We start from the raw sequence: 25643 nt of genomic DNA, 5'->3' as shown, positions 1-25643 counted from the left end.
CCGATGGGACTCGAAGAACAACTGCCCGGCGGGATCCTGTTGTCCACCCTCGAGAAGGTGGCCGGCTACGTGCGCAAGGGCTCGTTGTGGCCCGCGACGTTCGGCCTGGCTTGCTGCGCCATCGAGATGATGTCAACGGCCGCGCCACGTTTCGATATCGCGCGGTTCGGCATGGAACGGTTCTCCGCGACCCCGCGCCAAGCTGACTTGATGATCGTGGCAGGCCGGGTGAGCCAGAAGATGGCGCCGGTGCTGCGGCAGGTCTACGACCAGATGGCCGAGCCCAAATGGGTGCTCGCGATGGGGGTCTGCGCCTCCTCGGGCGGGATGTTCAACAACTACGCCATCGTGCAGGGCGTCGACCACGTAGTGCCCGTGGACATCTACCTACCGGGCTGCCCGCCACGTCCCGAGATGCTGCTGAACGCAATTCTGATGCTGCACGCCAAGATTCAGGACATGCCGCTCGGCGTCAACCGCGCTGATGCCATCGCCGCGGCCGAACAAGCCGCGCTGGCGTCACCGACGACCCTGGAACTCAAGGGGCTGCTGCGGCCATGACTGAGCACAACGGCAACGGGAATGGGAACGGCAACGGCGACCGCGAGGTCATCTGCACTCGGCGAGGCATGTTCGGCGTCAGGGGCAGTGGCGACACCTCGGGCTACGGCAGGCTGGTACGCGAGGTCGTGCTGCCAGACAGTTCGCCGCGGCCGTACGGCTTGTACTTCGACGACGTCGTCGACGCACTGATCGGAGCCCTTGGCGAGCAGGCATTTACCGACGCGGTAGAACGGGTGGTGGTCTTTCGCGACGAGCTCACGCTGGAAGTGCGCCGTGAACACCTCGTCGCAGTCATGCAGCACCTACGCGACGACCCGGCGCTGAGCTTCGAACTCTGCCTTGGCGTCTCGGGCGTGCACTACCCCAGCGACACCGGACGCGAACTGCACGCGGTGTACCCGTTGATGTCCATTACTCACAACCGCCGAATTCGCGTCGAAGTCACGGCGCCGGATGCGGATTCACATGTGCCGTCATTGTTCTCGGTGTATCCGACCACCGACTGGCACGAACGCGAGACGTACGACTTCTTCGGCATCATCTTCGACGGCCACCCCTCGTTGACCCGAATCGAAATGCCCGACGACTGGGTCGGACACCCGCAGCGCAAGGACTATCCGTTGGGCGGCATACCCGTGACCTACCACGGTGCCGAGATACCGCCGCCCGACGAGCGGAGGTCGTACAACTGATGACCAAGCCAAGCAACCCGCCCGAAACTGTGGTCACGGTGGGCGGGGAAGACTGGGAAGAAGTGGTCAAGGCCGCCCAGGACAGCGCGGTCGCAGGCGAGCGCATCGTCGTGAACATGGGCCCCCAGCATCCGTCCACGCACGGCGTGCTGCGCCTGATCCTCGAGATCGAGGGCGAGACCATCACCGAGATCCGCTGCGGAATCGGCTACCTGCACACCGGAATCGAGAAGAACCTCGAGTACCGCAACTGGACGCAGGGCGTCACGTTCGTCACCCGCATGGACTACCTGGCTCCGTTCTTCAACGAGACGGCCTATTGCCTCGGGGTCGAGAAACTTCTCGGTGTCACCGACGACATCCCCGAGCGGGCCAGCGTCATCCGGGTCATGCTGATGGAGCTCAACCGGATTTCCAGCCACCTGGTCGCATTAGCCACGGGCGGAATGGAACTGGGCGCCATGTCGGCCATGTTCTTCGGCTTCATGGGACGCGAACAAGTGCTGTCGGTCTTCGAGACCATCACGGGCCTGCGCATGAACCACGCCTACATCAGACCGGGCGGGCTGGCCGCCGACCTGCCGGACGAGGCGATACCGCAGCTCGAGGAATTGCTTCGCACCATGCCCGCCAAGCTCGACGATCTGGAGAAGCTGCTCAAGGAGAGCTACATCTGGAAGGCCCGCACCGTTGGGGTCGGCTACCTGGACCTGACCGGCTGCATGGCGCTCGGCATCACCGGCCCCATCCTGCGTTCCACCGGGCTCCCCCATGACCTGCGGAAGGCGCAGCCCTACTGCGGATACGAGAACTACGATTTCGACGTCATCACCGATCCGGCATGTGATTCCTACGGCCGCTATCTGATTCGGGTCGGCGAGATGAAGGAGTCGCTCAAGATCATCGAGCAGTGTCTGGCGCGGCTCAAGCCAGGGCCGGTGATGATCACCGACAAGAAGCTGGCCTGGCCGGCTGATCTGAAGCTGGGCCCCGACGGGTTGGGCAACTCCCCCGAGCACATCGCGAAGATCATGGGCGGGTCCATGGAGGCCCTGATCCACCACTTCAAGCTGGTGACCGAGGGCATTCGCGTCCCTGCCGGTCAGGTGTACGTCGCGGTCGAATCACCGCGCGGCGAGCTCGGGGTGCACATGGTCAGCGACGGCGGCACGCGTCCGTACCGCGTGCACTACCGCGACCCGTCGTTCACCAACCTGCAAGCCGTGGCGGCGATGTGCGAGGGCGGCATGGTGGCCGACGCGATCTCCGCGGTGGCGTCGATTGACCCCGTGATGGGAGGCGTTGATAGGTGACTGTCGTAGAGCTGCGGCTTGGGCCGCGACCCGACGAGCCCGGACCTCCGATCACGAATGGGCCGCAGTCGTATTCGGCTGAGGTGACGGCCCGGTTGGCCGAGGATGCGGTGCTAGTGATTGCCCGCTATCCCGAGGCACGGTCGGCGTTGCTCCCGCTGTTGCACCTAGTACAGGCGGAGGACGGCTATCTCACGCCTGCCGGAATCGCCTTCTGTGCAACACAACTGAAGCTGAGCCCGGCCGAGGTCACCGCGGTTGCCACGTTCTACTCGATGTACCGCCGCACCCCGACCGGCGAATACCTGGTGGGCGTGTGCACCAACACACTGTGCGCGGTGATGGGCGGAGACGCCATTCTCGAGGTACTCGAGGACCACCTCGGAGTTCACGCCGGCGAGACCACCGCCGACAGCAAGGTCACCCTCGATCACATCGAGTGCAACGCCGCCTGTGATTACGCCCCGGTGGTGATGGTGAACTGGGAATTCTTCGACAATCAAACTCCTTCGTCGGCAAGGGATCTCGTCGACGAACTCCGTGCGGGCGCGGCGGTGACGCCGACGCGCGGCGCTCCACTGTGCACGTTTCGCCAAACCGCGCGCATTCTCGCGGGCTTCCCAGACGAGCGGCCTGGCGCGAACGACGGAACACCAGGTGCGGCCACCCTGGCCGGTCTTCGCATTGCGCACCAGCGGGACATGGCCGCACCCAAGCCCGGCGAAGCCCGCGGCACGGCGAGCGGACCCGATGACGAGCGCCTCGCCAAGGAGTCGGAGCGTGACCAACCCGCACCGGCGCCATCGGCCGACGTTCCTTCCAAGAACGGCGAGGCCAAGTGACGCTCACCCCCGTACTCAGTGCCTACTGGGACGACCCACAATCGTGGACGTTGGACACCTATCTGCGCCATGACGGCTACCAAGCGCTCACCAAGGCGCTGGCGATGAGCCCCGACGACGTCATCGCGCTGGTCAAGGATTCCGGCCTACGCGGGCGCGGCGGTGCGGGCTTCCCCACCGGACAGAAGTGGTCGTTCATCCCGCAGGGCGACGACGGGGCAGGCGCCAAGCCGCATTACCTGGTCATCAACGCCGACGAATCGGAACCCGGTACGTGCAAGGACATTCCGCTGATGATGGCGACGCCGCACGTGCTCGTCGAGGGTGCGATCATCGCCGCCTATGCGATACGGGCCCGGCACGCCTTCATCTACGTGCGCGGAGAGGTGGTGCCCGTGCTGCGCAGGTTGCAGGCCGCGGTGGCCGAGGCGTACGAAGCCGGGTACCTCGGCACCGACGTGCAAGGTTCGGGTTTCGACGTCGACCTGGTGGTGCACGCGGGCGCGGGTGCCTACATCTGCGGTGAGGAGACCGCGTTGCTGGACTCGCTCGAAGGCCGGCGCGGCCAACCCCGGTTGCGCCCGCCGTTCCCCGCCGTGGCCGGCCTGTACGCCTGCCCGACGGTGGTCAACAACGTCGAGTCCATCGCCAGCGTGCCCGCGGTCCTGCGCGGTGGCGTGGACTGGTTCAAGTCGATGGGGTCGGACAAGTCGCCGGGTTTCACGCTCTATTCGCTGTCCGGCCACGTCACAACGCCCGGTCAGTACGAGGCCCCGCTAGGTATCACGTTGCGCGAACTGCTTGACGTCGCTGGCGGTGTGCGGGCCGGGCACGAGCTCAAGTTCTGGACACCAGGCGGATCGTCCACGCCACTGCTGACCGCCGAACACCTCGACATCCCTTTGGATTACGAGCACATGGCCCAGGCCGGCTCGATGCTCGGCACCAAGGCCCTGCAGATATTCGACGAGACGACCTGCGTGGTGCGGGCCGTTCGGCGCTGGACGCAGTTCTACGCCCACGAGTCCTGTGGAAAGTGCACCCCGTGCCGCGAAGGCACCTACTGGCTGGCCCAGATCTACGAACGTCTCGAGACCGGTCACGCCGACGAGGCGGACGTCGAAAAGCTGCTCGACATCTCCGATGCGATCTTCGGCAAGTCGTTCTGCGCGCTCGGCGACGGCGCCGCAAGCCCGGTCATCTCGTCGATCAAGTACTTCCGCGACGAGTACCTGGCACACCTCGACGGTGATGGGTGCCCGTTCGATCCGCACGCCTCGATGTTGGCCGCGCCGGAAGGAGTCGGGGTGTGACCACTGCCGAGAACAAGGCTGCTACCGACGTCGAGCTGGTGACACTCACCATCGACGACCACCAGATAAGTGTGCCCAAGGGCACCTTGGTGATTCGCGCGGCCGAGCTCATGGGCGTCCAGATCCCCCGGTTCTGCGACCACCCATTGCTCGAGCCGGTCGGGGCCTGCCGTCAATGCCTGGTCGAGGTCGAGGGCCAACGCAAGCCGATGGCCTCCTGCACCATCACCGTCACCCCCGACATGGTGGTACGCACGCAGCTGACGTCGGAGGCCGCCGACAAGGCCCAGCACGGTGTGATGGAACTGCTGCTCATCAACCATCCGCTGGATTGCCCGGTGTGCGACAAGGGCGGCGAGTGCCCACTTCAGAACCAGGCCATGTCGAACGGACAGGCCGACACCCGCTTCACCGACGTCAAGCGCACCTTCCCCAAGCCGATCAACCTGTCCTCACAAGTGTTGCTCGACCGGGAACGTTGCGTGCTGTGCGCACGGTGCACGCGGTTCTCCAACCAGATCGCCGGCGATCCGTTCATCGAATTGCTCGAACGCGGTGCGCTGCAACAGGTCGGCATCGCCACGGATGAACCCTTCGACTCCTACTTCTCCGGCAACACCGTCCAGATCTGCCCGGTCGGAGCACTGACTGGGACGGCCTACCGGTTCCGAGCCAGACCATTCGACCTGGTGTCCTCGCCAAGCGTGTGCGAGCACTGCGCGTCGGGTTGCGCGCAGCGCACCGACCACAGACGCGGAAAGGTGTTGCGCCGCCTGGCCGGTGACGACCCCGAGGTCAACGAGGAGTGGAACTGCGACAAGGGCCGCTGGGCATTCACGTACCCGACGCAGGGTGACCGAATCGCCACCCCGCTGATTCGCGACCCCGACGGCACGCAGCGTCCCGCCTCCTGGTCGGAGGCCGTTGCCGCGGCGGTCCGCGGCCTGACTGCCGCCGGCTCGAACACAGGTGTCCTCGTTGGAGGCCGCGCCACCCTCGAGGATGCGTACGCCTACGCGAAATTCGCCCGGATCGTGCTGGGCACCAACGACATCGACTTCCGCAGCCGACCTCACTCCGTTGAAGAGGCGGCCTTTCTCGCCAACGCCGTCGCGGGTCGCCAGTTCGCCGTCACGTACGCAGACCTCGAAACGGCACCCGCCGTGCTGCTCGCCGGTTTCGAACCCGAAGAGGAGTCGCCGATCGTCTTCCTGCGCTTGCGCAAGGCCTTCCGCAAGCACGGCCTCGAGGTGACGTCGGTAGCCCCATTCGCCACGCGCGGCCTTGAAAAGATGGGCGGTCGGCTCATCGCCACCGCGCCAGGAGGTGAAGCCGAGGCCCTCGATGGGCTGCACGGTGAACTCCCCGCGGGAACGGTGATCCTGGTCGGAGAACGGCTCGCGACCTCACCCGGCGCCTATTCCGCGGCGATACGCCTTGCCGAGGCGACGGGCGCCAAGCTGGGTTGGGTTCCGCGCCGCGCAGGTGACCGCGGGGCGCTGGAAGCCGGTGCGGCGCCGAACCTTCTGCCCGGTGGCCGTCCGCTCGCCGATCCCTCCGCCCGCCGGGAGGTCGCGGTGGGCTGGCACGTCGACGACCTGCCAGAGGGGCCAGGGCGGGATACCTCGGGCATCCTCGCCGCGGCCGCGGACGGAACCCTGCAGGCGCTGCTCGTCGGCGGCGTAGAAGTGGACGATCTTCCGGACCCCAGGCGCGCACTGGCAGCCGTCGAGGCTGCGCCCTTCGTCGTGAGCCTGGAGTTGCGCCACAGCGACATCACCGAGCGTGCCGACGTCGTCTTCCCCGTCGCTCCCGTCACGGAGAAGGCGGGCACGTTCGTCAACTGGGAAGGCCGCCAACGTCCTTTCGAGCCCGCGTTGCCTCCGAACGCCACCGCGGACGTCCGCGTGCTCGCCGCGCTGGCCGACGAGGTCGGAGTCGATCTCGCCCTACCCGACGCCGCTGCGGTGCGGGCCGAACTCGCCAAGCTCGGCAGCTGGCAGGGCGCCCCGGCCGCCGCACCCGACGTCGCCCCGGTCCGTCCTGCCCAGCCGTCGTCAGGGCAGGCGGTGCTCGCCGGCTGGCGCATGCTGCTGGACGCAGGCCGGCTGCAGGACGGCGAGCCTCATCTCGCGGGGACCGCACGTCCGGCGGTCGTCCGACTGTCGGAAGCCACCGCGAACGAAATCAGCGCGGCGGAAGGCGAATTCGTCACCGTCAGCACCCCCGGCGGCGCGATCTCGCTGCCACTTGAAATCACCGGCATGCCCGACCGTGTGGTGTGGTTGCCGCTGAACTCCCCCGGCTCGGCCGTCGCCGCGACGCTCGGCGCATCGGTCGGCGAGTTGGTTGCCATCTCTGGTGAGGGGGGTGAACTCGCGTGACGTATCCCGACCTGAATTCCTTCGGCCACGACCCGTGGTGGTTGGTACTTGCCAAGGCGCTCTTCATCTTCGTGTTCCTGTTGCTGACGGTGTTGGTCGCGATCCTGCTCGAACGCAAGGTGCTCGGCTGGATGCAGAGGCGCCCCGGCCCCAACCGAGTCGGGCCATGGGGGCTGCTACAGAGCCTTGCCGACGGCGTCAAGCTCGCGCTCAAGGAAGGCCTCATCCCCGCGGGCGTCGACAAGCCGATCTTCCTTCTAGCACCGGTCATCTCTGTGGTCCCCGCGATCATGGCCTTCGCCGTCGTCCCGATGGGCGGCATGGTCAGCGTGTTCGGCCACCACACCCCGCTACAGCTGACCGATCTGCCCGTCGCCGTGCTCTACGTGCTCGCCGTGACATCGATCGGGGTGTACGGAATCGTCTTGGGAGGCTGGGCGTCTGGCTCCACCTACCCGCTTCTCGGCGGCCTTCGGTCCAGCGCACAGGTGATTTCCTACGAGATCGCCATGGCGTTGTGCTTCGCTGCGGTGTTCCTTTACGCAGGCACGATGTCAACGTCGGAGATCATCGCCAAGCAGCAACACCTCTGGTACGTCTTCCTGCTGCTGCCGTCGTTCCTGATCTACGTGACGTCGATGGTCGGCGAAACCAACAGGGCACCATTCGATCTCCCCGAAGCCGAGGGCGAACTGGTCGGCGGTTTCCATACCGAGTACTCGTCGCTGGGCTTCGCGATCTTCATGCTCGCCGAATACGTGAACATGACCACGGTGTCGGCCCTGGCCACCACGCTGTTCCTCGGCGGCTGGCAGGCGCCGTGGCCGTTGACCTTGTGGGACGGTGCGAATAGCGGGTGGTGGCCGCTGCTGTGGTTCGTCGCCAAGGTGTGGGCGTTCCTCTTCTTGTTCATGTGGCTGCGCGCCACCCTGCCCCGCATGCGCTATGACCAGTTCATGGGGCTGGGCTGGAAGGTGCTCATCCCAATCTCGCTGGCCTGGATCATGACCGTGGCAGTCGTTCGGACGTTGCGCACCCAGGGCTACGACGGTTGGGCGGCGTTCATGGTCATCGCGAGCGCGGTCGTCGGCGTGGCACTGGTGATCTTGCTGTGGCGGACAATGCGGCGCAGACAAATTCGAGCCGACGCCGTCCCTGCCGACACGGGCGCATTCCCGATTCCGCGCATACCTACGAAGGAGGCCGCAGATGCCTAACTTCATCGACTCCATTGCCGGTTTCGGCGTCACGTTCAAGGCAATGTTCAAGAAGCGGGTCACGGAGGAGTATCCGGAGAAACCCGGAGCGACCGCCAAGCGCTACCACGGCAGGCACCAGCTCAACCGATACGACGACGGGCTGGAGAAGTGCATCGGGTGCGAACTATGCGCCTGGGCATGCCCGGCCGACGCGATCTTCGTGGAGGGCGCCGACAACACCGAGGCCGCACGCTTCTCGCCCGGGGAGCGCTACGGCCAGGTGTACCAGATCAACTACCTACGCTGCATAGGCTGCGGGCTATGCATCGAGGCCTGCCCGACCCGGGCCTTGACGATGACCAATGAGTACGAAATGGCCGACGACAACCGCTCGGACCTGATTTACGGCAAGGACAAACTGCTCGCGCCCTTACTCGCCGACATGGTGGCTCCCCCGCACGCAATGGCCCCCGGCAGCACCGACGAGGACTACTACCGCGGCAACATCACCGCGCACGGGCTCGGCATGCCGAAGGTTCCGGCCAAGTGAGCGCGGAGGGTGTGCTGTTCTGGGTACTCGGCACGTTGGCGATCGTGTCCGCCATCGGGGTGGTGGCCGCGCCGAAGGCCGTCTACTCGGCGATGTTCCTGGCCAGCACGATGATCATCCTGGCGGTGCTGTACATCGCGCAGGACGCGCTGTTCCTCGGCGTCGTCCAGGTCGTCGTCTACACCGGCGCCGTGATGATGCTCTTCCTCTTCGTGCTGATGCTGATCGGTGTGGACTCGGCAGACTCCCTGGTGGAAACGATTCGCGGACAACGCATCGCGGCGATCATCGCGGGGCTCGGGTTCGGCATTCTGTTGATCGCAGGCATCGGCAACGCCTCGGTCACCGGCTTCACGGGTTTGGCGCAAGCCAACAGCGGGGGCAACGTCCAAGGCCTGGCCGCGCTCATCTTCACCCGTTATCTGTGGGCCTTCGAACTGACCAGTGCGCTGTTGATCACCGCGACATTGGGCGCGATGGTGCTGGCTCACCGCGAGCGGTTCGATCGCCGAAAGTCTCAGCGCGAAATGGCGATCGAACGCTTCGCGCCCGGCGGCCATCCGACTCCGAGGCCGAATCCCGGGGTCTACGCCAGATACAACGCCGTCGACGTGCCTGCCAGGCTGCCCGACGGCTCTGACGCCGATAGCTCGGTCAGCAGCGTGCTGCCGCGCCGCAAGTCGCCCGAGGTCGTGGCAGCGAGCAAGAACGGGAGCACCAATTGAATCCCGCCAACTACCTCTACCTGTCGGCGTTGCTCTTCACGATCGGCGCGGCAGGAGTGCTGTTGCGCCGCAACGCGATCGTCATGTTCATGTGCGTCGAGCTGATGCTCAACGCCTGCAACCTGGCCTTCGTGACGTTCTCACGGATGCACGGTCATCTCGACGGTCAGGTCGTCGCGTTCTTCACGATGGTGGTGGCCGCCTGCGAGGTGGTGGTCGGGCTGGCGATCATCATGACCATCTTCCGTACCCGGCGGTCGGCCTCGGTCGACGCGGCGAACCTGTTGAAGCACTAGGCCATGACGCTTCCCATCTGGCTGTTGATCGCGCTCCCACTGGCCGGGGCGGTGGTGCTGCTACTGGGTGGCCGAGCCACCAATGCGTGGGGCCATCTGCTGGGTTGTGCCACCGTGTTGGCGTCCTTCGCCGTAGGTCTGGTGCTCTTCGTTGGGCTGCTGGGCCGCGGCGCCGAGGACCGTGCACTGCACGAGCACCTCTTCTCCTGGGTTCCGGCGGCGCAGCTGCAGGTCGACTTCGGACTCCAACTCGACCAGTTGTCAGTGTGTTTCGTGCTGTTGATCACCGGTGTCGGCGCGCTCATTCACATCTACTCGGTCGGCTACATGGCCGACGACCCCGAGCGGCGACGTTTCTTTGCCTACCTGAACCTGTTCGTCGCGGCCATGCTGCTGTTGGTGCTCGCGGACAACTACCTCGGGTTGGCCATGGGCTGGGAAGGCGTCGGGCTGGCGTCCTACCTGCTCATCGGCTTCTGGTCGTACAAACCGTCGGCCGCCACTGCGGCCAAGAAGGCGTTCGTCGTCAACCGCGTCGGCGACATCGGGCTGGCGCTGGCCCTGATGGTGATGTTCGCCAACGTCGGAACCATCTCCTACGAAGGCGTTTTCGGCGCCGCCTCCCAGATGTCACATGGCACCTTGACGGCCCTCGGGCTGCTGCTCCTGTTGGCCGCGTGCGGCAAGTCCGCCCAGGTGCCGCTGCAGTCGTGGCTCGGCGACGCGATGGAGGGCCCCACCCCGGTCTCGGCGCTCATCCATGCCGCCACCATGGTGACCGCGGGCGTCTATCTGATCGTACGTTCGGGGCCCATCTACGACCTCGCCCCCGAGGCCCGCACCGGCGTCGTCATCGTCGGGGCCGTCACGTTGCTATTCGGCGCGATCATCGGCTGCGCCAAGGACGACATCAAGAAGGCGCTGGCCGCATCCACCATGAGCCAGATCGGCTATATGGTGCTCGCCGCAGGGCTCGGCCCCGCGGGTTATGCCATCGCGATCATGCACCTGCTCACCCACGGCTTCTTCAAGGCCGGGCTGTTCCTGGGCGCGGGTTCGGTGATGCACGGCATGGACGACGAAACGGACATGCGTCGGTACGGCGGCCTACGAACCTACATGCCAATCACCTTCGCCACCTTCGGGCTTGGCTACCTCGCGATCATCGGGGTGCCACCGCTGTCCGGCTTCTTCTCAAAGGATCCGATCATCGAGACCGCTTTCGGCGCAGGCGGTGTCAAGGGGCTGCTGCTCGGCGGCGCGGCCCTGCTGGGCGCGGGCATCACCGCGTTCTACATGACGCGCGTGATGCTGATGACGTTCTTCGGCGAGAAGCGTTGGAAGCCGGACAGCCATCCCCATGAGTCGCCGGGCAGCATGACGTGGCCCATGATCGTGCTCGCCGTCGGCTCCGTCGGGGCCGGCGGACTGTTCGCCATCGGCGGCACCCTGGAACACTGGCTCGAGCCCGTCGTCGGCAGCGCCCACGAGGCCGAGCACACCTTGCCGGCCTGGGCGATGACAGCCATCACACTGGTTGTCATCGCGGTCGGAATCGGAATCGCCTACCGGATGTACGCGACGCGGCCCATTCCCGAGACTGCGCCCGAGAAGGTTTCGGCGCTGACCGTGGCGGCCCGAAACGACCTCTACGGCGATGCGTTCAACGAGGACGTGTTCATGCGACCGGGTCAGCTGATGACCGCCGGGCTCGTCGAGATCGATGACGAGGCAGTCGACGGCGTTTCGCGGGGGCTTGGATTCCTGGTCGGCGGTACGTCAAAGCGGTTGGGGCTGATCGAGACCGGGTTCGTCCGGTCCTACGCCCTTTCGATGCTCGGCGGCGCGGCATTGGTACTTGCTGCAATTCTGGCGGTGAGGGTCTGGTGAACGGCATTCCGTGGCTGACTGTCCTATGGGCCGTGCCGATGTTCGGAGCGGCCCTGGTGATCCTGCTGCCTTCGGCGGCCCGAAACGTCGCCAAGTACCTCGCGTTGGCACTCTCGTTGGCGGTGCTGGCCATCGTCGTGATCCTGGCCGTCGAGTTCGACCCCGCGGGCTCGCAGTATCAGTTCGTCGAAGACCACCAATGGATCCCGTCGTTCGGTACCGGCTACATCCTGGGCCTGGACGGCATCGCGCTCGCGCTCGTCGTGCTGACGGCAGTACTCGTGCCGCTGCTAATCGTCGCCGGCTGGAACGACGGCGGTGAGCAGGGCCGGTCCACGCACACGTATCTGGCGCTGACGCTCGCGGTCGAAGGCATGGTACTGATCTCGCTGGTGTCGCTGGACATCTTGCTCTTCTACGTGTTCTTCGAAGCGATGCTGATCCCGCTGTACTTCCTCATCGGCGGGTTCGGCGGCGCAGGTCGTTCGAAGGCAGCCGTGAAGTTCTTGCTGTACAACCTCTTCGGCGGGCTGATCATGCTGGCCGCCGTCATCGGGCTGTACGTGGCGACCGCAAGTAGCGACGCGTTCAGCGCTGGGACGTTCGACTTCCGGGCCATCGTCGCCGCGGTCGCCAACGGTGGACTCGGGGTCAACCCCGCGGTGCTCAACGCGCTATTCCTCGGATTCATGTTCGCCTTCGCCGTCAAGGCCCCGCTGTGGCCGTTCCACCGCTGGCTGCCCGACGCCGCCGTCGAGGCGACACCCGCGACGGCCGTCTTGATGATGGCCGTCGTGGACAAGGTCGGCACCTTCGGAATGCTGCGCTACTGTCTGCAGCTGTTCCCCGACGCCGCCAAGACCTTTCAGCCGTTGATCATCACACTGGCGGTCATCGGAATCATCTACGGCGCGGTCGTCGCCATCGGCCAGACCGACGTCATGCGGCTCATCTCGTACACCTCGATCTCCCACTTCGGGTTCATCATCCTTGGCATTTTCGTGATGACAAGCCAAGGCCAATCGGGGTCGACGCTCTACATGGTCAATCACGGTATATCGACGGCAGCACTGTTCCTGGTGGCCGGATTCCTGGTGTCGCGCAGGGGAAGCCGTGCCATCGCTGACTTCGGCGGGGTTCAGAAGGTCGCGCCCATCCTCGCGGGCACGTTCCTGGTCTCCGGCCTGGCCACGCTGTCGCTTCCCGGGCTCGCCCCATTCATCAGCGAATTCCTGGTGCTCATCGGCACATTCACGCGATACCCCGCATTCGCGGTCTTCGCGGCGTCGGCCTTGGTGCTATCGGCGATCTACATCCTGTGGGCCTACCAACGGATGATGACCGGCCCGCTGAAGGACGGTAACGAGCGGCTGCGTGATCTGGTGCCGCGCGAACTCGTCGTGGTGGCGCCATTGATCGCCATCCTGATCGTGCTAGGGGTGTATCCGAAGCCCGCGCTTGACGTCATCAACCCGGCCGTCGGGCACACGCTGACCACCATCGGGCAGCAGGACCCTGCGCCCCGGGTTGCGGAAGGAGCGGGCAAGTGAACCACCTCGTTCCTCCGTCGGTCGAATACGGTCTGGTGTCGCCGATGCTGATCATCTTCGGCGTCGCGGTGCTCGGAGTGCTCGCTGAGGCGTTCCTGCCGCGCAGCGCGCGCTATCCGACGCAGTTGGTGCTTGCGATCGGTGGCCAACTCGCGGCGCTCGGGGCCGTCATCACCGAGGCCGTGGAGCTCGGCTCGACACGAGGTCAATTCGCGGTCGTCGGCGCCATCGCAATCGACAAACCGGCCCTGTTCATCCAGGGCACACTGCTGCTCGTCGGACTGCTCAGCACGCTGTTGATCGCCGAACGCCGCGTCCCAGCCGGGCCTGACGAAAGTGCAGGCGGGCTGGACTCGTTCACCCCGCAGGCGTGGGCGGTACCGGGAAGCCTCGCGGAGAAGTTGGCCACCAAGGCCGGGGTGGCGCAGACCGAGGTCTTCCCGCTCACGATGTTCGCGCTCGGCGGCATGTTGCTGTTCCCCGCCGCCAACGACCTGCTGACGATGTTCATTGCGCTCGAGGTCTTTTCACTTCCGCTGTACCTGATGTGCGGGCTGGCCCGCCACCGTCGCCTGCTCTCCCAAGAGGCGGCACTGAAGTACTTTCTGCTCGGCGCGTTCTCGTCGGCGTTCTTCCTCTACGGCATTGCGTTGCTCTACGGCTACTCGGGCGGGTTCAGCCTGAACAGCATCCGCGATCAAGTGGCCACCGGTTCGGGCGACACGACGATGGCGGTCGTAGGGGTGGGCCTCGTCTCGGTCGGGATGTTGTTCAAAGTCGGTGCGGTGCCGTTCCATTCGTGGATTCCGGACGTGTACCAGGGTGCCCCGACCCCCATCACCGCCTTCATGGCGTCGGCCACGAAGATCGCCGCGTTCGGCGCGATGCTGCGGATCTTCTACGTCGGACTGCCTGGATTGGCTACCGACTGGCGGCCACTCATGTGGGCGATCGCGATCCTCACCATGGTGGTGGGCACGGTGACGGCCGTGTCACAGTCCGACGTCAAGCGGATGCTGGCCTACTCGTCGGTCTCCCATGTGGGTTTCATCCTCACCGGCGTCATCGCCTTGAACGAGAGCGGGCTGTCTGCGACGTTGTTCTATTTGTTCGCATACGGTTTCAGCACGGTGGGGGCATTCGCCGTCGTCAGCGTGGTCCGCAACGCGGACGGTGACGAAGAGACCGACATGAGCAAGTGGGCGGGCCTGGGCCGCCAGCATCCGCTGGTGGGGGTGGTGTTTTCGCTGTTCCTGCTTGCGTTCGCGGGAATTCCGTTGACCAGTGGATTCGTCAGCAAGTTCGCGGTGTTCAAGGCGGCCGCCGAGGGCGGGGCGGCACCCTTGGTCATCGTCGGCGTGATCGCCAGCGCCGTCGCGGCGTACTTCTACGTGCGGGTGATCGTGTTGATGTTCTTCACCGATGCTCCCGAGGACGCGCCGACCGTCATCGTGCCCACCGCGCTGAGCACGGCGACCATCACCTTGACCGCGGCAATCACGCTCCTGCTCGGCGCCCTGCCCCAGCCATTGCTGGACCTGGCGAACCACGCCAATCAGTTCCTGCGCTAGCGTGCGGACATGACTGACGAAGCGCTGGTACTGGAAGTAGACAGCGGGCCTGTCCGGGTGCTGACGCTCAACCGGCCACAGGCGCGAAACGCGTTGAACCGTGGGTTGATCAGGGCGCTGTACGCGGCGCTCAAGGCCGCCGACGCCGACGAGTCCGTGCGCGCGGTCGTCATCACCGGCGCCGATCCCGCGTTCTGTGCGGGCGTCGACTTGAAGGAGGCGGCCCGCGACGGGCTCAAATACTTCGACGAATTCAAGACGCACAGTTGCATCGCCGCGGTGGCCGACATGCACACGCCGATCATCGGGGCCATCAACGGCGCCACGTTCACGGGCGGCCTGGAACTCGCGCTGGGATGCGACTTCCTGATCGCCTCCGAGCGCGCCGTCTTCGCTGATACCCACGCGCGCGTCGGCATCCTGCCGGGGGGTGGCATGACGGCTCACCTCCCGCAGGTGGTCGGCGGCGCGATGGCCCGCCGGCTGTCGATGACCGGCGAGGTGGTCGACGCCGCCCGCGCGGAACACATCGGCTTGGTCACCGAGGTCGTCGCCCACGACCGCGTCGTCGCGCGCGCCGTCCAACTGGCCGCGCAGATCGCCGAGGTGCCGGGCCCGACGATGTTGGGGCTCAAGGAGATCTACGTGCGTGGCGCGTCGGCCGTGGTCGACCCCGCGCTGGCGGCCGAGGACGACATCGCTGGCTCCCAGGTGCACGACCTCGCCGGACTCGGTCAACGCTTCGGTGAGGTGTCCGAGCGCAACAAGTCCCAACTCGGCCGTTGACGCGCGTCACGCCACCACGCCGTGGACGACGATGACGGTGGTTTGATCCACCCAGCGTTCGTCCAACTGCTCGCCGGGCGCAAGCAGCATCGACAGGAGCGTGGCGCCGCCGATCACCTCGATGAGCCGTTCCGGATCGACATCGGGGTGAACCTCGCCGCGGGCGACAGCGTGGACGAGCCGCTCCCGCACGACGTCGAACACTCCGATGAACCGGCCCATCACGCGGGCGTTCAGGTCGGGGTCTGCGGCCATGTCGGCGATCAGACCCGGTAGCGCCGCACGCACCAGCGGGCTGGTGAAGACGTCGCGCGCCGCCGCGATCATGGCCCGGACATCACCTGCGATGTCGCCCTCCGGTGTGGTCAACGCCGTCGGCGCCGCGGGGAAGGCCGCTTCGTGGACGAGATCGGCCTTGCTGGACCAACGGCGGTACAGCGCCGTCTTCGTGGTGCCCGCCCGCTCGGCGACCGCCGCCATCGTGAGGCTGGAATACCCGATTTCGACAAGCAGTTCCGCCGTTGCCTCCAATATGGCAGCGTCGATGCGCGGGTCACGCGGGCGCCCGGCGCTCGGGCCCTTGTCAAGGGCACGCGGGTCTGCTTTCATAACGCTACGCACAGTATCGTAATTATTCGGAAAGGTGAATCTGTGGCTACCGAACCGGCCGTCGAAGACGTCGACCACATGCAGCGCTCGAGCCGGGACGTCGCCACGTTGCCCGGAGTCATGTCGCGGTGGCTGTCCACCGTGATGCCCGGCGGAACCGCTCCCGACGTGACCGTGGAGAGCGGCATCGACTCGAACGGAATGTCATCGGAGACCATCGTGCTGACCGGCCGTTGGACCGAAGCCGGCCAACCCGTGGATCAGAAGTGGGTGGCTCGGGTCGCGCCATCTGACGCGGACGTGCCGGTGTTCCCGACCTACCGGCTGGATCACCAGTTCGATGTCATCAGGATGGTCGGGGAACTGACCGACGTGCCCGTCCCGCGCGTGCGGTGGATCGATGACACGGGCTCGGTACTCGGCACACCGTTCTTCCTCATGGATCACGTCGACGGCATCGTTCCGCCGGACGTCATGCCGTACACGTTCGGGGGCAACTGGTTCGCCGACGCGCCCGCCGAACGGCAACGTGCGCTCCAGGACTCGACGGTCGAGGTGTTGGCGAAACTGCACTCGATACCGGACGCGGACAACACGTTTGGCTTCCTGTCCGAGATCGACCCACCGGGAGCCAACCCGCTGCGACGACACTTCGGCTGGTTGAAGGACTGGTATGCCTTCGCCGTGCCCGACATCGGTTCGTCCGCGCTCGTCGAGCGCGCCCTGGCCTGGCTCGAGGACAACTTCCCCGACGACGTCGCGGCCTCCGAACCCGTACTGGCGTGGGGCGACGCGCGCATCGGCAACGTGCTCTACGAGGACTTCCGCCCGGTGGCCGTACTCGACTGGGAAATGGCCACGGTCGGACCGCGGGAACTCGACGTCTCGTGGATCATCTTCGCGCACATGGTGTTCCAGGAGCTCGCGGGCCTGGCCGGACTACCCGGGCTGCCTGACGTACTGCGCGAGGAAGACGTGCGAGCCAGCTACGAACAGCTGACCGGCGTGACGCTCGGCAGCCTGGACTGGTTCTACGTCTACTCCGGGGTGATCTGGTGCTGTGTGTTCATGCGGACCAGCGCGAGGCGGGTGCGCTTCGGCGAGATCGAGCAACCCGATGACGTCGAATCGCTGTTCTATCACGCATCGTTATTGAAACGGCTTATTGGAGAGGACAACTGATGCTCGGCCCCATGGATGAATTTCCCGTCCACCAGATTCCCCAACCCATCGCATGGCCGGGGTCGTCCGATCGCAACTTTTATGACCGGTCGTACTTCAACGCCCACGACCGCACCGGCGACATCTTTCTGATCAGCGGCATCGGCTATTACCCCAACCTGGGGGTCAAGGACGCGTTCGTACTTGTGCGGCGCGGCAACGAGCAGACCGCGGTGCACCTGTCGGACGCCGTCGACCAGGATCGACTCAACCAGAACGTGCTGAACTACCGGGTCGAGGTCACCGACCCACTGCACTCGCTGCGCATCGTGATGGACGAGACCGAGGGCATGGCGGTCGATCTCACCTGGAACGGACTGTTCGACGTCGTCCAGGAGCAACGGCACATTCTGCGCGCGGGTACCCGGGTGACGCTCGACGCGCAACGGTTTGCGCAACTCGGTTCGTGGAGCGGGCACATCGCCATCGATGGCAAGGAGATCGCCGTGGACCCGGCGGTGTGGATCGGGTCCCGGGACCGGTCGTGGGGCATCCGGCCCATCGGCGAAGCCGAACCCGCTGGGCGGCCTGCGGATCCGCCGTTCGAGGGCATGTGGTGGCTGTACGTGCCGATGGCGTTCGACGACTTCTCGATCGTGCTCATCATCCAGGAGGACCCCAGCGGCTTCCGTTCACTCAACGACTGCACCCGGATCTGGAAGGACGGCAGGGTCGAGCAACTGGGCTGGCCGCGCGTCAAGATCCACTACACCTCGGGTACCCGCATCCCCACCGGAGCCACCATCGAGGCCACCGCACAGGACGGCAGTCCGCTGCGCTTTGACGTGGAATCCAAACTGCCGGTGCCGATTCACGTCGGCGGCGGCTACGGCGGCGACTCGGACTGGATCCACGGCATGTGGAAGGGCGACAAGTTCACCGAACGCCTGACCTACGACATGACCGACCCGGCGATCATCGGGCGGGCCGGCTTCGGCGTCATCGACCACGTCGGGCGCGCCTCATGTACAGAAGGCAACAAGCCTTCCGTTGAGGGCTGGGGCCTGTTCGAGCACGGCGCGCTGGGCCGCCACGATCCGTCCGGATTCGCCGACTGGTTGACCGTCGCCGACTAGTGTCCGCTAGGCGCTCTGGGGCTGCTTGGCCGCTACCCGGCCGAAGACCATCGACTCCTCGATGCGATCGAAGCGGTGGTCGATGGAGTCCAACAGATAGTTGTGCCTGACCATCCAGGGCCTGCGGACACCGGACTTCGGTAGCGCATGCGGCGCGCGCTGCACGTAGCCGGCCTGCAGGTCGAACGTCGGCTTCTCCTTCATCGGCGTCTCGCCGAGGTGGGGATATGCGTGGGTGTAGCCGTGAGTCCCCATGTAGTCCAACAACTTCGCCACGGCGCGCGCCGTCATGTCGGCGCGCAGCGTCCATGAGGCGTTCGTGTAACCGATGCACCACGCCATGTTCGGCACGTCCTCGAGCAGGTACTCCTTGTAGACGAATCGATCGGTGGGCTTGAGCTCCTCACCGTCCAGGTTGAGTTCGATGCCACCCAGCGCCTGCAGTTGCAGGCCGGTCGCGGTCACGATGACGTCAGCATCGATGCGCGCTCCCGACTTGAGCACGATCCCGGTCGCGTCCACGTGATCGACGTGGTCGGTCACCACCTCGACGCGGCCTTGTTTGATTTCGTCGTAGAAGTCACCCCCGACGATTACGCACAGCCGTTGGTCCCACGGGTTGTAGCGGGGCTTGAAATGAGTGTCGATGTCGTAGTCGGCGGGGAGATGCTTGCGCGCCGTCGCCCTTGCCAACTTCTTGAAGGTCTTCGGCGCCTTGCGGGCGAACCAGTAGCTGCCAATGGTCACGATCTTGAAGTAGAAGCGCGCCAGTGCGTGAGAGACGTTTCGCGGCAATGTCTTGCGAATGAACTCGATCAGCGGGTTGATCCGCTCGATGGACATAAGGTACGTCGGTGAGCGCTGCAGCATGGTCACGTGCGATGCCTTCTTGGTCAGCGACGGGATCATGCTGATCGCCGTTGCTCCACTGCCGATGACGACGAGCCGCTTGCCGCTGTAGTCGAACGACTCCGGCCAGTACTGCGGGTGGATGACCGTGCCCGCGAAATTCTCGAGGCCGGGAAACTCTGGCGTGTACGGCGAGTCGTAGTTGTAGTAGCCGGTCCCGAAGAACAGGAAGCGCCCGCGGTAGGTCTGCTCGACGCCGTCGCGCGTGGTGTGCACGGTCCAGGTATCGGTCGTCGAGTCCCAGTCTGCGGACTTCACATGGGTGTTGAACCGGATGTGGCGATCGATCCCATTCTTGCGCGCCGTCTCCGTCAGGTACGCCCGGATATCGGCGCCCTCTGCGAGATTCTCCGGCCGCGTCCACGGCTCGTACGAGTAACTCAGGGTGAATATGTCACTGTCGGATCGGATGCCCGGGTAGCGGAACAGGTCCCAGGTACCGCCGATGCGCTCGCGACGCTCCAGGATCGTGTACGTCAGCTGCGGGTTCTGCTCCTGGATGCGGTAGGCCGCCCCGATCCCCGAAATACCCGCCCCGATGATCAGCACATCGGAGTATTCGGGAGTACTGGCACCCATGGAGAACCTCCTTTGGTCCTGCTGCGTACCACCACCCTAGGCGGTCAGGTATGCAACGCGTCAACGATCTGCGCGAGTGAATCCACCGCGATGGGTCCGGGCTGGTAGACGCACACTTCGTCGGCGACTCCTGCGACGCGATCCCTGATGTGCGCGGCCACTTCGGCGGGCGTGCCGCAGGCGGCGATGGTGTGCAGCACGTCGTCTTCGATCAGCGCACCCATCTCCTGCCAACGGCCCTGCTTGGACAGCGCGTTGAGCTCGGGCTGCAGGTCACCCCAGCCGTGCGCCTCGAGGACGGGCCGGTAGGCCGGCGTCGAGCCGTAGAACGCCAGCAGCATTCGGGTCGCCGTGTGGTCTTCCCCGACCGACACGATGATCTCCGGAACGATCGCGAGCGTGCCGGGGTCGCGGCCGGCCGCCGCCAGCCCCTCGCCGACGGCCTTCATCGTCACGTCGTGGAGGAAGCGCTTCGTTCCGAACGGCATGACCAGCAGTCCGTCGGCGACCTCGGCAGTGGCCTTGGTGAGCCGCGGTCCGAGCGCACCGACGTAGATCGGCGGCGGCCCGTACGGGTTGTCACGCGGGGTGAAGTTGGGCGTCATCAGGGTGTGGCGGTAGAACTCACCACGAAAGTCCAGCCGCTCGCCCGTCGTCCAGGCGTCGAAGATCGCACGCAGCGCGCCGATGAGCTCGACCATCCGGGCCACGGGCTTGTCGAAGTCGGAGCCGAAGCGCTTCTCGATCTGCGTCCGGATCTGCGTGCCCAATCCAAGAGTGAAACGGCCTCCAGTGAGGATCTGATGATCGATCGCCTGGTGTGCCAGGTGAATCGGATTGCGCGGGAACGCGATCGCGACGTTGGTCATGAGGTCGAGCCCCCCGACCGTCGATGCCAGCGTCAGCGGGGCGAAGACGTCGTGCGGACCTTCGAAGGTGAACACTCCGCTGGCGCCGGCATCACGCAACGCCCGCGCCCGATCGATCGCATCCGTTGGGCCGAACAACGCCGTCATCACCTTCACGACATGAGAGCCTAGTCGGGTGACCATGCCAGCCAGCTGCGACGTCGTCGTCGTGGGTGCGGGGTTCGCTGGGTTGACCACAGCACGGGAACTGGTCAAACACGGACACGACGTGGTCGTGCTCGAGGGCCGGGACCGGGTCGGCGGGCGTTCGTACACCACGACAATCGCGGGCGTTCCCGTCGACCTCGGCGGAACGTTCGTCGGGCCGACCCAGGTCGAAGTGCTCAAACTGGCCGCGGAACTCGGCTGTGAGACCGTGCCCACCTACATCCAGGGCAAGAACTTGATTCGGTGGCGCGGCCGGGTGCGGTCCTATCGCAGCACCATCCCGAAGCTCTCGATCCTTGAGTTGCTTGACGTTTCGCGCATCCAGTGGCGCTTCGAGCGGCTCAGCAAGCAGATCCCGCTCGCCGAACCGTGGGCTCCGTCCGTCGCGCGCAAGCTCGACGCCCAGACCTTGGACGGGTGGTTGCGCTCGGTACATGCCGGTGCCAGCACCCGGGACCTCATGGCGATCATGGCGCGGGTGACGTGGGGTTGCGAGCCCGACGAGGTGTCCATGCTGCATGCGGTGCGCTACGTGAAGGCCGCGGGCGGCATCGGACCGATGCTCGACGTCGAAGGTGGTGCCCAACAGGACCGCTTCCCCGCAGGCACCCAGCAGATTGCGCTCCTGATGGCCGACGCCCTTGGCGATCGGGTGAGGCTGTCGGCGCCCGTGCGACGCATCGAAGTCGGCGACGATGCGACGGTCGTCCACACCGACGCAGGCGCGACGCGCTGCCGCGCCGTCGTCGTGGCGATCCCGCCGCAGCACCGGTCGGCCGTCACGTTCGAACCAGTGCTACCCGAGCAGTTCGCCGAACTGTCCAAGCATTGGCCGCAGGGCAATTTGAGCAAGGCGTACGCCGCCTACGACACCCCGTTCTGGCGGGCCGACGGCTGTTCCGGCGAGGCGCTTTCCGACGACGGCCCCGTGTTCATCACGTTCGACGTCAGCCCCAGCAACAGCGGTCCCGGCATCCTGTTGGGCTTCACCGATGCGCGCACGTTCGACCCGCTGTCGGCCGACAAGCGGCGGGACGTGGCTCTTGACTGCTTCGCCGCGCTCTTCGGCGACGCCGCCCGCAATCCCATCGACTATGTCGACCATCGCTGGGGCGCAGAAGAATTCGCGCCGGGCGGCCCGACTGCGGCTGTGCCACCGGGTTCCTGGACACGCTATGGACGTTGGCTGCGGGCGCCCGTCAACGGGATCTTCTGGGCTGGCACGGAAACGGCCGACGAGTGGACGGGGTTCCTCGACGGCGCCGTCCGTTCGGGACAGCGGGCCGCTGCCGAGGTCGCGGACTTCCTCACCACTACGAGCTGAGCCGAGCGTCGGCCACGGACTCGACGAGGCTTCGCAGGTGGCCGTTGACCTCGTCCGGGCGTTCCAGGTTGGAACAATGCCCACCAGACAACTCGACGAACGACACCAGATTCGGTGCGTCCGCGGCGATTCGGCGAGAGGCGACGATCGGGAGGAGTCGGTCCTTGCTGCTCCCGATCACCAATGTCGGCACGGTGAGGTTGTTCAATCCGATGTGCTTGGAGCCCATCGCGTCGACCAGCACCCTGGCCCAGCCGCCGCGACCTGCCGGCGGTGTCTTTGCGAAGAGCTCGAACACGAAGTCGGCGATCGCGGGGTCGGCGTCCCGACCGACTGCCAACGCAGCCACGAACCGCCTGCTCTGCTGTATCGAGCCGGGAACCAGGGGCGCGGCACCAAACCGCTTGAGCAGCAACCCCGCTGCGCGCACCCGACTGGCCGCGAGCGGATGCGGAACCGGCAGGAACTGCACATGCCGGAGCAGGTCGCCGGACGTCGTGTTGATCAGGGCGACGGCGTCGGCACACTGCCGCACCCGGCCCGGGTACCGCTGCGCCCACGACTCGATGGCAATGCCGCCCATCGAATGACCCGCAATGACCGCCCGCTCCCCCGGTTTCAGCGTCGCGGCGAGCACCGCGTCGAGGTCTGCGGCCAGGAAGTCTAACCCGTAGCCGCGACGTTTCGGCACGTCGCTGCGACCGTGACCGCGGTGGTCGTACGCGATCACCTTGTAGTCGCCTGCCAGGTCGTTGATCTGGTTGGCCCACACCCGGATCGCGCAGGTGATGCCGTGAGCAAGCACGATCGGATATCCGTCGTCGGGACCGAACACCTCGGTGTGGATGCGTACCCCGTCGGCTGAGCGGACGTTCACCGTGCGGCCCGTCGGCATCGCGTCGACCGGCGGGTACGGCCGCAGTCGAAGACTCATGGTTGCTCCGATCCGCCGCGGCGACTTTGCTGCGGCCCGAGCATCTTAACCAAAGCTGCAGTCGATACCTGTCAGGCGCTCACGTCAGCGGGGCATTACGACCACAGGTTTGACCACGGTGCCTGCCTTCGCGGCTGTCCACGCGACATCGAAGTCATCGAGGGCGAACCGGGTCACCAACTTGTCCAGCGGTAGGGCGCCGCATCGCCAGAACTCGGCGAGCCGGGGAATGAAGGCGTGCGGCGCACTGTCCCCCTCGACCACGCCGCGCACCCGGAGCCCCTTGCCCATGATCAGTCCGACCGGGAGTTCGGCACTCGGCGCACCGAGGCCGACGAGCGCCAACATGCCGCAGGCGCGCAACGCCACTAGTGCGGAGGCGATCACGTCGGGACGCGCCGTGGTGTCGATCGCCGCGGTCGGGCCCCCACCCGTCAACTTCGCCAATGCCGCTGCGACGACCCCGTCCGCCGGGTCGGCGGTCGCGGTAGCGCCCAACTCCATTGCTAGCGCACGTCTTTCGGGTATCGGATCGACGGCGACAATGGAGGCACAACCCGCAATCGTGGCGCCCATCACCGCCGACAACCCAACCGCCCCGGTGCCGAACACGACGAGTGCGTCCTCGGGCCCAAGCGCCAGCGCGTTCAGCACCGTGCCCACACCGGTTTGCACACTGCAGCCGAGCGGCGCCGCCAGTGACATGTCCATGGGGTGCTCCAGCACCACGGTGTTCGCCGGCCGCGCCAGCGCATGCGTCGCGAAGCTGGACTGGCCGAAGAAACCGCCCCTGACCGGGGTGCCGTCGAGCCGTAGCGCACTGGTCTCGTCCGCTCGGTCACCACGCATGTTGCGGTCGGTCGACGTGGCGCAGTACGCAGGTCTGCCCGCGGCGCAGTTCGCGCAGCGACCACAGCTGGCGAAGGTGAGCACCACCTGCTGACCCTCCCGCGCGACCGCCGCGGGCCCGGCGGCAAGCACCGTGCCCGCGCCTTCGTGGCCGAACACCATGGGCAGTCTTCTTGCTGGCCAGCGGGCGGCCAGGCTGACGTCGGTATGGCAGATTCCCACGGCTTCGACGCGGACCAGCACCTCGTCCTCGACGGGCGGACGAATCTGGACGTCGGTCAGCTGCGGGTCAGCACCCTCGTCGAGCAGGACCGCGGCACTAGCGTCGATCACCAGGGGATGTTAAATGGTTCGGATGCGCGCCATACACATCGCCCGGCTGGATGGACCGCACGCCGCGGAGCTCGTCGACGTCGATGAACCCTCCTGGCCGGACGGTGTCGTGATCGACGTGCACGCCGCGGGCGTTGCATTCCCCGACGCCCTGCAGACCCGCGGGCTGTATCAGCACAAGCCCGAACTGCCGTACATACCCGGCGCCGAAGTGGCAGGCGTGGTGCGCAGCGCGCCTGCCGACGCACACGTGAGTGCAGGCGACCGCGTGGCGGCACTGACGCTGCTATCCGGAGCGATGGCCGAAGTCGTTGCGCTACCGGCAGATCGAGTGTTCAAGCTGCCCGACTCGGTGTCGTTCGAGGCAGGCGCGGGCCTGTTGTTCAACGACCTCACCATGCACTGCGCCTTGCGTACCCGCGGGCGCCTGGCATCCGGCGAGACGGTGCTTGTGCATGGCGCCGCGGGCGGAATCGGCACGTCCACACTGCGATTGGCGCCTGCCTTCGGGGCGGGGCGCGTCATCGCGGTGGTGAGCTCCGAGGCGAAGGCCGACATCGCGCGCGCCGCGGGCGCCTCCGACGTCGTGCTGGCCGACGGGTTCAAGGACGCGGTCAAGGAGCTGACGGACGGCCGTGGCGTCGACATCGTCGTCGACCCCGTCGGCGGTGACCGCTTCACCGACTCACTGCGCTCGCTTGCCCCCGGCGGGCGGCTGCTCGTGGTCGGCTTCACCGGCGGGGACATTCCCACGGTCAAGGTGAATCGATTGCTGCTCAACAACGTTGACGCCGTCGGCGTCGGATGGGGCGCGTGGGCGGCTACTCACCCGGGCTACCTATCGGAGCAGTGGGCCGAACTCGAGCCCCTGCTGGCCTCCGGCACCGTCTCCGCGCCCGAGCCCGTCGTCTACCCACTCGAGCGCGCGGGCGATGCCATCGCCTCGCTCGAAGAGCGCACCGCCGCGGGCAAGGTCGTCATCAAAGTGCGCTGAGTCGCATACGTGACGGGCAGCGATACAGAGAGTTTTCAGCCAGTTCCCAGCCATGGCAGTCGTG

At 66.1% G+C, this 25643-nt stretch carries 23 protein-coding genes; 18 read left to right on the top strand and 5 right to left on the bottom strand.

What is annotated here, in order from left to right; translation table 11 throughout:
- Positions 1–3 precede the first annotated feature (3 nt).
- Genes SLQ30_RS22245 through SLQ30_RS22180 form a run of 14 tightly spaced genes read left to right on the top strand, consistent with a single transcriptional unit; the run spans position 4 to position 15675 of the window.
- Positions 4–561 carry an NADH-quinone oxidoreductase subunit B family protein gene (locus tag SLQ30_RS22245; RefSeq protein ID WP_319448615.1) on the top strand — a complete coding sequence of 186 codons (558 nt, stop codon included), beginning with the start codon at positions 4–6 and terminating at the stop codon, positions 559–561.
- Entirely contained in the window at positions 558–1256 is a 699-nt protein-coding gene (locus SLQ30_RS22240; RefSeq protein WP_319448616.1) for an NADH-quinone oxidoreductase subunit C, read from the top strand. The genes SLQ30_RS22245 and SLQ30_RS22240 overlap by 4 nt, the downstream gene beginning before the upstream one ends.
- Positions 1256–2569 carry an NADH dehydrogenase (quinone) subunit D gene (gene nuoD / locus SLQ30_RS22235; RefSeq protein ID WP_319448617.1) on the top strand — a complete coding sequence of 438 codons (1314 nt, stop codon included), beginning with the start codon at positions 1256–1258 and terminating at the stop codon, positions 2567–2569. Before SLQ30_RS22240 ends, nuoD begins: the two co-directional genes overlap by 1 nt.
- Positions 2566–3411 (top strand): NADH-quinone oxidoreductase subunit NuoE, encoded by an 846-nt coding sequence (nuoE, locus tag SLQ30_RS22230; RefSeq protein WP_319448618.1) that lies wholly within the window; start codon positions 2566–2568, stop codon positions 3409–3411. Before nuoD ends, nuoE begins: the two co-directional genes overlap by 4 nt.
- Complete coding sequence (gene nuoF / locus SLQ30_RS22225) at positions 3408–4724, top strand: NADH-quinone oxidoreductase subunit NuoF (protein WP_413468127.1); 1317 nt, start codon at positions 3408–3410, stop codon at positions 4722–4724. Before nuoE ends, nuoF begins: the two co-directional genes overlap by 4 nt.
- A complete protein-coding gene (locus SLQ30_RS22220; RefSeq protein WP_319448619.1) occupies positions 4721–7108 on the top strand; it encodes an NADH-quinone oxidoreductase subunit G in 2388 nt (795 codons plus the stop codon). Before nuoF ends, SLQ30_RS22220 begins: the two co-directional genes overlap by 4 nt.
- Positions 7105–8325 (top strand): NADH-quinone oxidoreductase subunit NuoH, encoded by a 1221-nt coding sequence (gene nuoH / locus SLQ30_RS22215; RefSeq protein WP_319448620.1) that lies wholly within the window; start codon positions 7105–7107, stop codon positions 8323–8325. The genes SLQ30_RS22220 and nuoH overlap by 4 nt, the downstream gene beginning before the upstream one ends.
- The gene (nuoI, locus tag SLQ30_RS22210) at positions 8318–8857 is read left to right on the top strand and encodes an NADH-quinone oxidoreductase subunit NuoI (RefSeq protein ID WP_319448621.1); all 540 of its coding nucleotides are present in this window, start codon (positions 8318–8320) and stop codon (positions 8855–8857) included. Before nuoH ends, nuoI begins: the two co-directional genes overlap by 8 nt.
- The gene (locus SLQ30_RS22205) at positions 8854–9582 is read left to right on the top strand and encodes an NADH-quinone oxidoreductase subunit J (RefSeq protein WP_319448622.1); all 729 of its coding nucleotides are present in this window, start codon (positions 8854–8856) and stop codon (positions 9580–9582) included. The genes nuoI and SLQ30_RS22205 overlap by 4 nt, the downstream gene beginning before the upstream one ends.
- Positions 9579–9878, top strand: coding sequence for an NADH-quinone oxidoreductase subunit NuoK (nuoK, locus tag SLQ30_RS22200; RefSeq protein ID WP_319448623.1), 300 nt, complete (start codon positions 9579–9581; stop codon positions 9876–9878). Before SLQ30_RS22205 ends, nuoK begins: the two co-directional genes overlap by 4 nt.
- 3 nt (positions 9879–9881) lie before the next feature.
- Positions 9882–11768 carry an NADH-quinone oxidoreductase subunit L gene (gene nuoL / locus SLQ30_RS22195; protein WP_319448624.1) on the top strand — a complete coding sequence of 629 codons (1887 nt, stop codon included), beginning with the start codon at positions 9882–9884 and terminating at the stop codon, positions 11766–11768.
- On the top strand, positions 11765–13318 hold the full coding sequence (locus tag SLQ30_RS22190; RefSeq protein WP_319448625.1) for an NADH-quinone oxidoreductase subunit M: 1554 nt from the start codon (positions 11765–11767) through the stop codon (positions 13316–13318). The genes nuoL and SLQ30_RS22190 overlap by 4 nt, the downstream gene beginning before the upstream one ends.
- A gap of 44 nt (positions 13319–13362) precedes the next feature.
- Entirely contained in the window at positions 13363–14889 is a 1527-nt protein-coding gene (nuoN, locus tag SLQ30_RS22185) for an NADH-quinone oxidoreductase subunit NuoN (RefSeq protein WP_319448786.1), read from the top strand.
- A 9-nt stretch (positions 14890–14898) separates the two neighbouring features.
- Positions 14899–15675: an enoyl-CoA hydratase gene (locus tag SLQ30_RS22180; protein ID WP_319448626.1), complete on the top strand. Its 777-nt coding sequence runs from the start codon at positions 14899–14901 to the stop codon at positions 15673–15675.
- A gap of 6 nt (positions 15676–15681) precedes the next feature.
- On the opposite strand, the gene SLQ30_RS22175 is transcribed toward SLQ30_RS22180, so the two are convergent.
- Positions 15682–16284, bottom strand: coding sequence for a TetR/AcrR family transcriptional regulator (locus SLQ30_RS22175; protein WP_319448627.1), 603 nt, complete (start codon positions 16282–16284; stop codon positions 15682–15684).
- A 42-nt stretch (positions 16285–16326) separates the two neighbouring features.
- Here SLQ30_RS22175 and SLQ30_RS22170 point away from each other — a divergent pair, with 42 nt between their 5' ends.
- Positions 16327–17466, top strand: a complete 1140-nt coding sequence (locus SLQ30_RS22170) for a phosphotransferase family protein (RefSeq protein WP_319448628.1) — start codon at positions 16327–16329, stop codon at positions 17464–17466.
- The gene (locus SLQ30_RS22165) at positions 17466–18581 is read left to right on the top strand and encodes a hypothetical protein (RefSeq protein ID WP_319448629.1); all 1116 of its coding nucleotides are present in this window, start codon (positions 17466–17468) and stop codon (positions 18579–18581) included. Before SLQ30_RS22170 ends, SLQ30_RS22165 begins: the two co-directional genes overlap by 1 nt.
- A 6-nt stretch (positions 18582–18587) precedes the next feature.
- Here SLQ30_RS22165 and SLQ30_RS22160 read toward each other — a convergent pair whose 3' ends face one another.
- Together SLQ30_RS22160 and SLQ30_RS22155 are read right to left on the bottom strand one after the other, a co-directional pair.
- Entirely contained in the window at positions 18588–20069 is a 1482-nt protein-coding gene (locus SLQ30_RS22160) for an NAD(P)/FAD-dependent oxidoreductase (protein WP_319448630.1), read from the bottom strand.
- Positions 20070–20113: 44 nt separating this feature from the next.
- Positions 20114–21085, bottom strand: a complete 972-nt coding sequence (locus tag SLQ30_RS22155; protein ID WP_319448787.1) for a TIGR03617 family F420-dependent LLM class oxidoreductase — start codon at positions 21083–21085, stop codon at positions 20114–20116.
- A 34-nt stretch (positions 21086–21119) separates the two neighbouring features.
- On the opposite strand from SLQ30_RS22155, the gene SLQ30_RS22150 reads away from it, so the two are divergent.
- Positions 21120–22469 (top strand): flavin monoamine oxidase family protein, encoded by a 1350-nt coding sequence (locus SLQ30_RS22150; RefSeq protein ID WP_413468131.1) that lies wholly within the window; start codon positions 21120–21122, stop codon positions 22467–22469.
- On the opposite strand, the gene SLQ30_RS22145 is transcribed toward SLQ30_RS22150, so the two are convergent.
- Together SLQ30_RS22145 and SLQ30_RS22140 are read right to left on the bottom strand one after the other, a co-directional pair.
- Positions 22459–23403, bottom strand: coding sequence for an alpha/beta hydrolase (locus tag SLQ30_RS22145; protein WP_319448632.1), 945 nt, complete (start codon positions 23401–23403; stop codon positions 22459–22461). The genes SLQ30_RS22150 and SLQ30_RS22145 overlap by 11 nt on opposite strands.
- An 84-nt stretch (positions 23404–23487) precedes the next feature.
- Positions 23488–24585, bottom strand: a complete 1098-nt coding sequence (locus SLQ30_RS22140; RefSeq protein WP_319448633.1) for an NAD(P)-dependent alcohol dehydrogenase — start codon at positions 24583–24585, stop codon at positions 23488–23490.
- A 22-nt stretch (positions 24586–24607) separates the two neighbouring features.
- Between SLQ30_RS22140 and SLQ30_RS22135 the strand changes: the two genes are divergently transcribed.
- Positions 24608–25579, top strand: a complete 972-nt coding sequence (locus SLQ30_RS22135; protein WP_319448634.1) for an NADPH:quinone oxidoreductase family protein — start codon at positions 24608–24610, stop codon at positions 25577–25579.
- The last annotated feature ends 64 nt before the right edge of the window (positions 25580–25643 follow it).

Origin of the sequence: Mycobacterium sp. RTGN4 (assembly GCF_033804635.1) — a bacterium.
Taxonomy (GTDB): Bacteria; Actinomycetota; Actinomycetes; order Mycobacteriales; family Mycobacteriaceae; genus Mycobacterium.
Note: the sequence above shows the minus strand (reverse complement) of the source record. Positions and strands in the feature narration are given on the sequence as shown.

Bases quoted from the DNA above. Each gene is read 5' to 3' on its own strand.
- nuoN (WP_319448786.1), top strand. From the start codon at position 13,363: ATGCTGATCATCTTCGGCGTCGCGGTGCTCGGAGTGCTCGCTGAGGCG.
- SLQ30_RS22165 (WP_319448629.1), top strand. From the start codon at position 17,466: ATGCTCGGCCCCATGGATGAATTTCCCGTCCACCAGATTCCCCAACCC.
- nuoD (WP_319448617.1), top strand. From the start codon at position 1,256: ATGACCAAGCCAAGCAACCCGCCCGAAACTGTGGTCACGGTGGGCGGG.
- SLQ30_RS22240 (WP_319448616.1), top strand. From the start codon at position 558: ATGACTGAGCACAACGGCAACGGGAATGGGAACGGCAACGGCGACCGC.
- SLQ30_RS22160 (WP_319448630.1), bottom strand. From the start codon at position 20,069: ATGGGTGCCAGTACTCCCGAATACTCCGATGTGCTGATCATCGGGGCG.
- nuoL (WP_319448624.1), top strand. From the start codon at position 9,882: ATGACGCTTCCCATCTGGCTGTTGATCGCGCTCCCACTGGCCGGGGCG.
- SLQ30_RS22145 (WP_319448632.1), bottom strand. From the start codon at position 23,403: ATGAGTCTTCGACTGCGGCCGTACCCGCCGGTCGACGCGATGCCGACG.
- SLQ30_RS22135 (WP_319448634.1), top strand. From the start codon at position 24,608: ATGCGCGCCATACACATCGCCCGGCTGGATGGACCGCACGCCGCGGAG.
- SLQ30_RS22155 (WP_319448787.1), bottom strand. From the start codon at position 21,085: ATGACGGCGTTGTTCGGCCCAACGGATGCGATCGATCGGGCGCGGGCG.
- SLQ30_RS22150 (WP_413468131.1), top strand. From the start codon at position 21,120: ATGCCAGCCAGCTGCGACGTCGTCGTCGTGGGTGCGGGGTTCGCTGGG.
- SLQ30_RS22245 (WP_319448615.1), top strand. From the start codon at position 4: ATGGGACTCGAAGAACAACTGCCCGGCGGGATCCTGTTGTCCACCCTC.
- SLQ30_RS22180 (WP_319448626.1), top strand. From the start codon at position 14,899: ATGACTGACGAAGCGCTGGTACTGGAAGTAGACAGCGGGCCTGTCCGG.
- SLQ30_RS22175 (WP_319448627.1), bottom strand. From the start codon at position 16,284: ATGAAAGCAGACCCGCGTGCCCTTGACAAGGGCCCGAGCGCCGGGCGC.
- nuoI (WP_319448621.1), top strand. From the start codon at position 8,318: ATGCCTAACTTCATCGACTCCATTGCCGGTTTCGGCGTCACGTTCAAG.